The following is a 10,517-nucleotide window of genomic DNA, read 5'->3' as shown; positions in this document are numbered from 1 at the left end:
GCTTATTCTTGATTAGCAATCTCTGATTAAAAATTAGACAGTAGGGTGGGCAATGCCCACCTTATTTTTTTTGTAGAAAATTGAATTTTATTGAAAATCATCTCTACTCATAATATATTCTATAGGATGCCTATTTAATTTTTGAAATCTACGTAGGATGCGTTAGCCTTTGGCGTAACGCATCACTCTCAGTTCTTGGTGCGTTATGCGCTTGCATAATACACCCTACCCATCCTGAGATTTTTTCAATAATCAAACCGGATTCCTGTATAAACATAGCATTTGGATTAGCGAAACTAGCCAAAATAAGAAAAGACTACCAATTTAAGGCTTGGAATCACAATAATCCATGCTTCATCTTTGGTGGAGTAGTAGCTTCCTTTTTTAGCAGCAGCGCGAAGGATTTGGCGTAACAGCGAACGACTTACACTCGAACAACCCAAACCTGGCCAAGTACCTTCACTAGTCCATGTTTTTGGAACTGGTGTTTCTTTCCACGCTCTATAGGTGTAGTAGAGATCTTTGCTTCTTCTAGAATAGATAGCGTCGCTAAAAAAATCAATTCCTTGACGGGAAATGGCATCCGCAGTTGCATTTGTTATGCCAAATATAGCTGTGCCACAACCCTCTCGCAAACCGCTCTGACCGCTAATATTTATGGCGTAGGCTATCCCAATTTTTGCAGGAATAAGACTACTGTACCAAAAGTATTCATAAACCGACCATGCTATGTATACAGTAATAATTGTTAAGACAATGAATTTTACAAATTTTTTCATTAAACAAGTAAAAGAATCATTATATCGTAGCAAAATTCTCCGTTTCATCTAGTAGATGAAACATACCTTAAAGAACTATTAAATTTTGCTATTATAGCCGAACAAAAGATGCGGGAAAGTAGTGAAAGATTAACTGCTTTGGCAAAAAAATGGCACTACAGAGCTAAAGATCGATCGCAGAAGTCATACCATTTCTTTAAAACTACGCCACAGAAGATCCCCCCTAGCCCCCCTTATCAAGGGGGGCTAGGGGGGATCGGATCTAGTGCAATAATAAACAGAATTGGTATCAGAAGAAATGGTAAGGTAGGCAATGCCCACCTTACATTTTTGATTTATTTATTATGAATAACTTCTAGTGATTCTGTTGAATATCTAATTCCTGCTTGCTTAAACCTGCGTAAGGCTTCGCCCAAGCGATCGCATTCTAAAATTAAACTAATCCGCACGTATCCTTCACCCCCAATCCCGAAGGCATTTCCAGGGGTGACGACAACTCCAGTTTGCTGCAAGACTGATAAGGCAAAATCTGTAGAACCCATCCCATCTGGGCAAGGAATCCACAAATACATTGTGGCTTTAGTTTTAGGAATATTCCAACCGAGTTCGGCTAATCCTTGAATTAGGAAATCGCGGCGGCGTAAATAGCGTTCTTGAACTTGATGTAAATATTCATCTGGAAGCTGCAAAGCTGTCTCGGCAGCTGTTTGCAATGCGGCAAAAATGCCATAATCTAAATTCGTTTTTAACGTCCGCAAACCTTGAATAATTTGGCTATTTCCTACCACAAATCCCACGCGCCAACCCGCCATATTGTAGGTTTTTGACATGGTGTGAAATTCTACGCCGATATCTTTTGCACCTGGTATTTCTAATAAGCTGGTAGGTTGATAACCATCAAAAGCTAATTCGGCATAACACAAGTCATGCACCAATAAAATCTCGTATTTGCGGGCAAAGGCAACAATATCTTCAAAAAATTCGCGGGGAGCTGTGGCGGCGGTGGGATTGCTTGGATAGTTAAAGTAGAGAATTTTAGCTTTTTCAGCTACTGCATCGGGAATTGCTGCTAGATCGATCAGCCAATCATTTTCTGGTTTGAGGATGAGGCTATAAATCTCTCCGCCTGCAATAATGGGACCGCGAAAATGGACGGGATAAGAGGGTGAGGGGACTAGTACGACATCGCCAGGGTTAATATAGGCGATCGCTAAGTGTCCCAATCCTTCTTTAGAACCGAGTAGCGGTAAGGCTTCGCTATCGGGATCGAGATTCACACCATAACGACGATGATACCAGTTTGTAATCGCCTGTCGAAAGCTGCGCGTACCTTCAAACGGGGGATAGCCGTGGTTGGCGGGATTTTTTAATGCGGCGATCGCCGCATCAATTACGGGCTGGGGTGCTGCTCCGTCAGGGTTTCCCATGCCCAAATCGATTAAATCTATCCCCTGTTCTCTAGCTTTGGCTTTTAATTCATCTAAACGAGCAAATACATACTGTGGTAGCGCCCGGACGCGATCCGCCGGACTAATCCAATCCAAGCTCATTGAGCTACCTCTTCATTGACGAGATTTGTAGTGATGGGGTTGATGGGATTGCTGTTAGCCGGAGCCGTAGTAGAAACCATCGCCGCCATCAATTGTTCTGTCACAACTTTAAAGGGTAGCCGATGAATGTCAGATTTGGGATTTAAAGCGATTTCTGCCGCTTGTTTGAGTTGAGTAATCGTAATATTTTCCAGTCCCAAGTCGGCGAGAGTTTGGGGTAGACCGATTTCGGTATAAAACTTAAGTAACTGTTGTCGTGCGGTAGCTGCCAGTTGATTGCCCTGTACCATTTCTTCTAGCCGCAACTGGACTAAGATGCCGTAGCTAACTTTTTCGCCGTGAATGCTGCTGTGAATCGGCAAGTGAGTTAAACCATTGTGGACGGCGTGAGCGGCAACAGTACGACATTGTGCGCCCCCTAAGCCACCAATGACTCCTGCAAGTAAGACTGTAGCATCCACTACTTCCCGCCAAACTTCACTACCTGGTGCTTGTAAAGCAGCAGTGGATTTTTGAAATAAAATATCGCGCAGTACCCTAGCTTGCTGTACGGCAGCAATAATTAAAGTTTGCTCCGAGTGTCCGCTACTCACAGAGGCTTCGTACCACTTGGCGATCGCATCTCCAATTCCAGCGACTAAAGTATGTCTGGGAGCAGTTTGCACCAAATCGTAATCTACGATGAGTAAATTAGGGCAATTGGGCAGACTCACATCATACAAAAATGCTCCGTCTTCCGAATAGACGTTAGAAAGAGCCGTCCAAGCCGCACAGGTAGCCGCTGAAGTTGGAATCGTGACGACAGGTAACTCTCCGCACTGATAAGCCAATAATTTCGCTGCATCTAAGGCTTTACCACCACCAACACCAATAATCAGATCGGCTTTGTGTACTGCTACTGCTTGTTTTAACGCCGCCAAACTCGCCTCGCTACAATCTCTACCGTAGCTTGCTTGGGTAAATTTCAATTTTTGCGCTTCCAATACAGGTTTTAAGCGAGATTGGACGGCAACAAGAGAGCGATCGCCTCCTACAATCAGAGGACGATGACCTAAACGCGCGATCGCGCTTCCGGCTTGTTCTAAAGCTTGCGGGGCGCGGATTACCTGTGCTGGGGCTACGGACAGACAAAGCATTTTATCTAGTGTTTGGTGGTTGAATATATAGTATAAGCGAGGGGTAGTTGGTAGTTGGTAGTTGGTAGTTGGTAGTTGGTAATTGGTAATTGGTAGTTGGTAGTTGGTAGTTGGTAGTTGGTAGTTGGTAATTGGTAATTGGTAATTGGTAATTGGTAGTTGGTAGTTGGTAGTTGGTAATTGGTCACTGGTCACTGGTCACTGGCAACTGTGCTACGCTGTCGGGATCGATTTTAATTTCCATTGCATTGTCAGTGCGGTTGGAGAGCGATCGCTCGATTTGTCCCAAGTAGAGGGGTTTGGTAACTCCTGGTTCTGGATGCAGATTTGTCCTGACTCTAATCGTCAGTTTATCGTCCTGTCTACCTAAGCGACCGTAGGAGAATAAATCGCTGGCGGCTTGCTGCATTGTTGCTTCTAGCGCCTCGCTATCAATGGTAGGCGGAACGGCAATCACGGTTTGCGTCCCGCCGTTATCGAATACTAAAGAGTAACGGACTGCGCCTGGGATAACCGTGCGGGTAAATGGGACTAAACCAAGGGCAAACAATCCGCCTGTAAGTACGCCTAAAAAGCCCGTAATCCCGACAAGGCGAAATCTAATTCCCCATTTAAGCAGAAAACCCAGGACGGTTATCGCCGCTAAAGCTAGGGTGGTTATTCCTACCCACCCAGAAGCATTGAGAAAATCAGTTGTAGTTGGCATTATGAAATCAAATAGTGAGATTGATTACTCGTTTTCGTTACTGATAAATCCTTCAGGCACTTGCTCGTTGGTTGATTCCAAGGCTGCTTTGAGGGTATGCCAGGTGAGATTAGCACATTTGATCCGCACGGGAAACTGAGCGACTCCCGCCATCACGTTGAGTTTGCGCTGTTCTTTAGGAAACTCATCTTCCCCTTTCATCATCCGTTGAAAGCGCTGCACCATCTCTAATGCGACGCTGACAGGCTTACCGCGCAAAACATCTGCCATTAAGTCAGCCGATGCCATCGCGATCGCGCAACCTTCACCATCAAATTTTACATCTGCGATCGTATCGCCCGCTTCATTCAGTTGCACCGTTAATTCAATCGTGTCTCCACAAGAAGGATTATGTCCCCGTTGATACCGATGCACGGGATCGGTTTTTCCTTTGTGGCGAGGTTTTTTATAGTGTTCTAGAATTACCTGCTGGTACAGGTCGCGGACATTACCCAAAGTCATAATTGCGTTTGCGATCGGGTTTATTTACCTACTTCCATCCTATCAGGGTATTTCAGGTGCGATCGGGTCGTTTTGACGTACCCTATCAATTCGGGAAAAAAGGATTGAAAACTGCGATCTAATTCCTGATAATGAGCTGTTAATTCTTCAATCCCACTAGCTAAAATCTCTCCTTGCCTGTTCACGCGATGAGCCATCCGGTTGAGCGTCACCTCTATTCCACTAATATATTGATATTTATTTAACCAATCTTGTTGAATCATTTGTGGTAATGCACGTTGGAGGCGATCGGGTAGAATCGATTGATTTTGTGATAGGATCGCATATACTTTTTGGCTAAAATCATCAAGCGTCACCGAACTGTAATTCTGCCAATATCGAGCGAGAAAATGATCGTAAAATACATCTAATAAAATTCCGGCAAATTTTCTTCGCGATGCAGAAACTAGTTGTTTAGCTTCTTTTACTATTGGGTGCGAATCTGTATATGCATCGACTTTTCGATGTAATTCTATTCCTTGCTGGATTGCGATTGAATATCGTTCTTTACTTATCCCTTGAAGAAAATCTCCTAAAAGATTTCCAAGTAACGATTCAGGTGTATGTTCGGCTAAAAACAGATGCGCCAAATAGTTCATTTTGTAACTCGTAACACTTGCCCTTCTTTGGGGCGATCGCCTTTATTAGAAATATATATCGCCCCATCACGACCAATAGTAAGAGCAGTTGGCGATTCTAGTCCATTACCACTAACAAGCGTTGTCCGCGTACCATCAGGGGCAACTTGAATCAAAGCACCATCTACACTACCCGTCCATTGCGGCTGATTGGCATATTGTAAAACATATAAATTACCTTGGCGATCGAATTCTAAGTCGGAAATTTGGGTAAAGCCTTCGGCATAAACTGTTGTTTTACCATCAGCAGCAACTCGCAGGACTCTAGCTTTCCCTACAGGGAACGGAAAACCCGTGTATTCGCTAACATACAAAGCATCATCGGGACCAACCGCCACGCCTGTCGGTACGGATTGAATTTCGATTTCCGCTGGTGTTTGTCCTGGTGGCGGCGCTTCAGGAGGTAGTACTTGTCCCGGCGCTGGCGTAGGAAAAATTGGGTCTTTTATCGTCTGGGTGGGAAGTACAGATAATACACCCAAGCTACCACCATTTAGACTTACACTCAGCAAGTCATTTGCAGCTGCATCCACAATATAAGCGGTATGACCCTTAATTGTAAAAGCATAGGGGTTGCTGGCGACTTCACCGCTAACATCTAATGTGTCCTTCCCATCAGCATTATTATCCAGTTCGTATTTGGCTAAATCGGCAAGACTTTTTAAATGACCTGTAAGCAAATCAACTTGATAAAGTTGTCCCCAACTCGGCGCACCTTCGGGAAAGTCGCGAGTTTCTGGGTTTCCGCCATATCCAATGAGTAAATAGGGATTATTATAGGCATCAAATACTATATCTTGGGGTCCAGCAGCAGTAGTACTAGTGGGTCTTAAAGCGATGGATGGTAGTCCAGTCAACAAGCGTTCTTGCTTACCGTCCTTAATTTTAGTTACAGCACCACTATTACCAACACAGGAAGAAAGTCCTTGCAAACTGGGACCAGGAATGCAACGTCCATCTCCCCCTACACCTGATTCTGTCACGTAGAGGCTGCCATCAGAACTAAAGTTTAGCCCGCGTGGATTATCAAGATCGTTAGCAACTACCGATATTGTGACTTCTGCTTGTGCTGGGAAAATAAATATGAGAGAAATTAATAGCGCAAAACTATGAACTAGTTTAGAAGTTAAAGATAAAGACATAAAAACATGGCAGGAAGGGAACAAGAATTAGATCGACCAACCCTGCATCAGCAATTTATGAAAAGTGAGAATGCGATCGCAATGGGTAATTTTTCGATCGCTTTGGTATTTGTTTCGATTAATTCTTAACTTCTCTCTCTCACAACTTCATTAATTCTGTCTTGAATGGCTTGGCTTGCGGCGCTAATTTCTTCAGATGGAATCTGCCACAATTTAGTAAGTAACCATTCAGGGACGGGACTAATTACCATATGACATTTCCCGCACAAGGTAATTAAATTTGCCAAATCGTTTGTTCCGCCTTGACTTCTAGGCAGAATATGATGCACTTGTCCGCTATGTTCTTTCCCGCAGACTTGGCACTGGCGGTTATCTCGTTGTAATACTTTCTGTCTAATTTCTCGCCATTCTGACATACATTACATATATCTCTAAATTGGTAAGTCAGCGCGGGGATTGAAAGTTTCGATTTGACGAATCTTTTCGTATAAATCTCGTTCTTCAGGACTAATATTTCTAGGGACAACTATTTGAATCTCAACAATTTGATCGCCTCGTTCGCCATCAGGATCGGGATAACCTTTCTTTGCCAGTCGCAATCTTTGCCCAGTGCGCACGCCTGGAGGCAAATTCATTTGTACCAAACCATCTAAAGTCGGTACTTCTACCGCACCACCTAAAATTGCCTCGACAGGAGTAATTGGTAACACAATCGCAATATCGTTACCTTCTAACTTGAAAAATGGATGAGGGGGAACGGTTATTTTCAAATAAAGATCGCCGCCGCCAATTCCTTGTTCTCGCAGGCGGACGATTTGCCCAGTGTACATTCCAGGTGGCATGTTGACTTCTAGCGATCGCCCGTCTTCTGGGAGGCGAATTCGCTCCAATCCGCCTTCATATGCCCGTTCTAAGGGTATAGTTAACTTAGCCTCAATATCACGCCGCGTAGTACGGGCATTAACTGTATAAGCTGCTTTAGTCGTCCCAGGACGAAACGGATCGCGGGGTGCTGTCGTCACTGGTTCGTCATCGGCTGTTGCAGTCCTGGCTTGTTTGCGCCGTCCTAAGACTTGATCGACAAAATTATTAAAGTCGGGAAATGCGCCATAATCAACTTTATTACCATTACCGCGACTATCGCCAGTTTTGGCGCGTGACGTTTGCTTGCTCCAGAAACCAGGCTGATTCCAATACTTAGTATATTGGTCGTATTCTGCCCGTCGAGTTTGGTCAGAAAGGACTTCGTAAGCTTCGCCAATTGCCTTAAATTTTTCCTCTGCCTCTTTATTACCTGGGTTTAAGTCAGGATGATACTGTCTGGCTAAGCGCCGGAAAACCTTTTTAATCTCTTCGTTGCTTGTCTCTCTGGAGACTCCCAACACTTCATAGTAGTCGCGAAAGTTACGCAAATCTTGCATAGTTTAGCTATCTGCTTGCAGCTTTTGGCTGTTAGCTTTTATAAGTTTCCGTTTAACGTTTTCTTTTTTAGTTCTAGCAATCAACGTACCAACTTAGCGAATCGCCAATCGCTAGATTATAGCCAATCATCGTCATCATCCCAGTTGTCTCGGTAAGTGGGACGCTTGCGGTTAGGCTTATCGCCGCCGCCATAATAAGGGGAACGATCGCGGCTATAGTCTTCTCTACCATAATCGTAGGAGTCGCGATCGCGATAGCTATCTCGGCGGGGTAGGTCGTAATAATCATCGTCATCACCCGTAAAGATGCCCTTGATTGAATCCCACAAGCTTTCTTCCTCATCGTCGCCATAATACTGACGGATCTCTCGTTTTAAGTCGGAAATCGCATCTTGCAGTTCGACAAATAATTGGTCGATGCCGCGATCGTTATTTTCCTCTAAGTTTGCCCGCAGTTCGCGGACTAAACTTTCGATCCGTTGGCGTTGACTCCGGGCAAATTGCATCCCGAAGTCTAACGCGACTTCCTTCAATTGTCGTTCTGCTTCAACTGTCAAAGACTCTGCCCGCGTCCGCTTTTCTACCCGTTCTTTGCGCTGACGGTCGATATCGGCATATTGTTCTGCCTCGCGAATTGCCCGTTGAATTTCTCCCTCGCTGAGGGTAGAAGCCCCTTGAACGGTGATACTCTGTTCTCTGCCTGTCGTGCGATCGAGTGCCGTGACCTGTAAAATTCCATTAGCATCGACATCCAACGACACCTGAATTTGGGGAATTCCCCTCGGTGCGGGTGGAATACCCGTCAGCTTGAATCGTCCGAGGGATTTATTATCAGCTGCCATTTCCCGTTCGCCCTGAACGACGTGAATTTCTACGACAGTTTGATTGTTTTCTGCGGTGGAAAAGATATCGGAACGACGCACGGGAATTGTCGTGTTGCGCGGGATCAGTTTTTTCATCACGCCGCTGACACTTTCCAATCCCAACGATAAAGGTGTGACATCCAATAGCAGCACGTCTTTCATCTCGCCGCCCAAAATGCTGCCTTGAATTGCTGCCCCAACAGCCACAACTTCATCGGGATTGACATTTTGATTCGGTTCTCTGCCAATTAATGCCTCTACAAGTGCTTGTACCATTGGCATTCGCGTTCCTCCACCGACGAGGACAACCTCATCGATATCTGCGGGTCGCAGGTTAGCATCCGTAATTGCCCGTTTGACAGGGACGCGCAATCGTCCTAACAAGTCAGTACACAAGCCTTCAAATTGAGAACGGGTAAGTCTTGTTTCTAAATGCTTGGGACCCTCATCTGTAGCAGCGATGAAGGGCAGGTTAATGTCTGTCACCGTCACGCCGGATAATTCAATTTTTGCCCGTTCTGCTGCCTCCATTAAGCGCTGTAGAGAAGAGCGATCGCGCCTTAAGTCTACCCCTTCTGTCTCTAAAAATTGTTCTGCCAGCCAATCGACAATCTTTTTGTCAAAATCGTTACCACCTAGTTGTGTATCTCCACTAGTGGCTTTGACTTCAAATACACCGTCGCCCACATCTAAAACAGATACGTCAAACGTACCACCACCTAGATCGAATACTAAAATTGTTTGGCTTTCCTGTCGGTCTAAACCGTAAGCTAGTGATGCAGCAGTTGGTTCGTTTAAAATTCGCAAGACTTCTAATCCGGCAATTCTTCCCGCATCCCGCGTAGCTTGGCGTTGGGAGTCGTTGAAATAAGCTGGAACGGTGATGACTGCTTTTGTGACGGGTTCCCCTAAATATTTGCTGGCATCTTCCACCAACTTTTTTAGCACCATTGCCGAGACTTCTTCGGGAACGAATTCTTTATTCAGTCGCGGGCAGTCGATTTTAATATTTCCAGCTTCACCTTTGCGGATTGTATAAGCAACCCGCTTCGATTCGGGGCTGAGTTCGCTATAATTGCGACCGATGAAACGCTTGACCGAGTAAAATGTATTTTTGGGGTTGAGAACGGCTTGTCGTCGCGCCATTTGTCCCACCACCACTTCCCCTTCGCGACTGACACTAACCACGGAGGGAGTAGTCCGCATTCCTTCTGCATTGGCGATCGCCACAGGTTTACCACCCTCCATCACCGCTATGACTGAGTTCGTTGTCCCTAAGTCGATGCCGACTACCTTGCCCATGCGCGATCGTTCTCCTAGTTTGTCTCAATATAATAATATGTTGAGAACTTTTGCTGGATTTATTGTATCTTGCTGGCAGCCTAACTAGGGAGCAGGGAGCAGGGGAGAAGAGGGCTGAGGGGGCTGAGGGAGCTGAGGGAACTGAGGAGATCGAATAACTAAATGGTCACTGGTCACTGTCACCCCATACCCCACACCCTACACCCTTTCTTTAACGCACTACTCTTTTCCAACTTCTGACTTCGCCATGACACATTCTTGTCACAACTGTTGCTTATGCTAGGTCTTTGTAGTGTTAGCAAATGGATTTGACATGTTGGCGATCGCTAGTTTTTCCCTCTTGAGAGGGAGCCACTTTGCGAACAGAAAAAGTTTAAATAACTTAACAATCATCCGAGCTATGGCATGAAGAAATAGCCGCAGCCACACTCTAGTAATAA

At 45.1% G+C, this 10,517-nt stretch carries 11 protein-coding genes; 1 reads left to right on the top strand and 10 read right to left on the bottom strand.

The window, feature by feature from the left end; genetic code table 11:
* Window positions 1–296: 296 nt before the first annotated feature.
* The 7 genes from C7Y66_RS20060 to C7Y66_RS20025 form a co-directional block, all read right to left on the bottom strand.
* Window positions 297–779 (bottom strand): hypothetical protein, encoded by a 483-nt coding sequence (locus C7Y66_RS20060; RefSeq protein WP_146149827.1) that lies wholly within the window; start codon window positions 777–779, stop codon window positions 297–299.
* Window positions 780–1,114: 335 nt separating this feature from the next.
* A complete protein-coding gene (locus C7Y66_RS20050) occupies window positions 1,115–2,329 on the bottom strand; it encodes an aspartate aminotransferase (RefSeq protein WP_106546943.1) in 1,215 nt (404 codons plus the stop codon).
* On the bottom strand, window positions 2,326–3,465 hold the full coding sequence (locus tag C7Y66_RS20045; protein ID WP_106546946.1) for an iron-containing alcohol dehydrogenase family protein: 1,140 nt from the start codon (window positions 3,463–3,465) through the stop codon (window positions 2,326–2,328). The genes C7Y66_RS20050 and C7Y66_RS20045 overlap by 4 nt, the downstream gene beginning before the upstream one ends.
* A 184-nt stretch (window positions 3,466–3,649) precedes the next feature.
* Window positions 3,650–4,171, bottom strand: coding sequence for a Ycf51 family protein (locus tag C7Y66_RS20040; RefSeq protein WP_106546942.1), 522 nt, complete (start codon window positions 4,169–4,171; stop codon window positions 3,650–3,652).
* Between the two features lie 24 nt (window positions 4,172–4,195).
* Window positions 4,196–4,672: a Fe-S cluster assembly sulfur transfer protein SufU gene (sufU, locus tag C7Y66_RS20035; RefSeq protein WP_015153367.1), complete on the bottom strand. Its 477-nt coding sequence runs from the start codon at window positions 4,670–4,672 to the stop codon at window positions 4,196–4,198.
* A gap of 20 nt (window positions 4,673–4,692) precedes the next feature.
* Window positions 4,693–5,310, bottom strand: coding sequence for an ACP phosphodiesterase (locus tag C7Y66_RS20030; RefSeq protein WP_106546941.1), 618 nt, complete (start codon window positions 5,308–5,310; stop codon window positions 4,693–4,695).
* A complete protein-coding gene (locus tag C7Y66_RS20025) occupies window positions 5,307–6,491 on the bottom strand; it encodes a ScyD/ScyE family protein (RefSeq protein ID WP_106546940.1) in 1,185 nt (394 codons plus the stop codon). Before C7Y66_RS20025 ends, C7Y66_RS20030 begins: the two co-directional genes overlap by 4 nt.
* A 6-nt stretch (window positions 6,492–6,497) precedes the next feature.
* Here C7Y66_RS20025 and C7Y66_RS33055 point away from each other — a divergent pair, with 6 nt between their 5' ends.
* Window positions 6,498–6,620: a hypothetical protein gene (locus C7Y66_RS33055; RefSeq protein WP_255410022.1), complete on the top strand. Its 123-nt coding sequence runs from the start codon at window positions 6,498–6,500 to the stop codon at window positions 6,618–6,620.
* On the opposite strand, the gene C7Y66_RS20020 is transcribed toward C7Y66_RS33055, so the two are convergent.
* The 3 genes from C7Y66_RS20020 to dnaK form a co-directional block, all read right to left on the bottom strand.
* Window positions 6,617–6,907, bottom strand: a complete 291-nt coding sequence (locus C7Y66_RS20020; protein WP_106546939.1) for an HNH endonuclease — start codon at window positions 6,905–6,907, stop codon at window positions 6,617–6,619. The genes C7Y66_RS33055 and C7Y66_RS20020 overlap by 4 nt on opposite strands.
* A 15-nt stretch (window positions 6,908–6,922) precedes the next feature.
* Window positions 6,923–7,912 carry a DnaJ C-terminal domain-containing protein gene (locus C7Y66_RS20015; protein ID WP_106546938.1) on the bottom strand — a complete coding sequence of 330 codons (990 nt, stop codon included), beginning with the start codon at window positions 7,910–7,912 and terminating at the stop codon, window positions 6,923–6,925.
* A 116-nt stretch (window positions 7,913–8,028) separates the two neighbouring features.
* Window positions 8,029–10,077 carry a molecular chaperone DnaK gene (gene dnaK / locus C7Y66_RS20010; RefSeq protein ID WP_106546937.1) on the bottom strand — a complete coding sequence of 683 codons (2,049 nt, stop codon included), beginning with the start codon at window positions 10,075–10,077 and terminating at the stop codon, window positions 8,029–8,031.
* Window positions 10,078–10,517: the final 440 nt, after the last annotated feature.

Source organism: Chroococcidiopsis sp. CCALA 051 (assembly GCF_003015105.1).
GTDB classification, from domain to species: Bacteria; Cyanobacteriota; Cyanobacteriia; order Cyanobacteriales; family Chroococcidiopsidaceae; genus Chroococcidiopsis; species Chroococcidiopsis thermalis.
The sequence above is the reverse complement of the archived record's forward strand: the minus strand, read 5'-3'. Positions and strand labels throughout refer to the sequence as shown.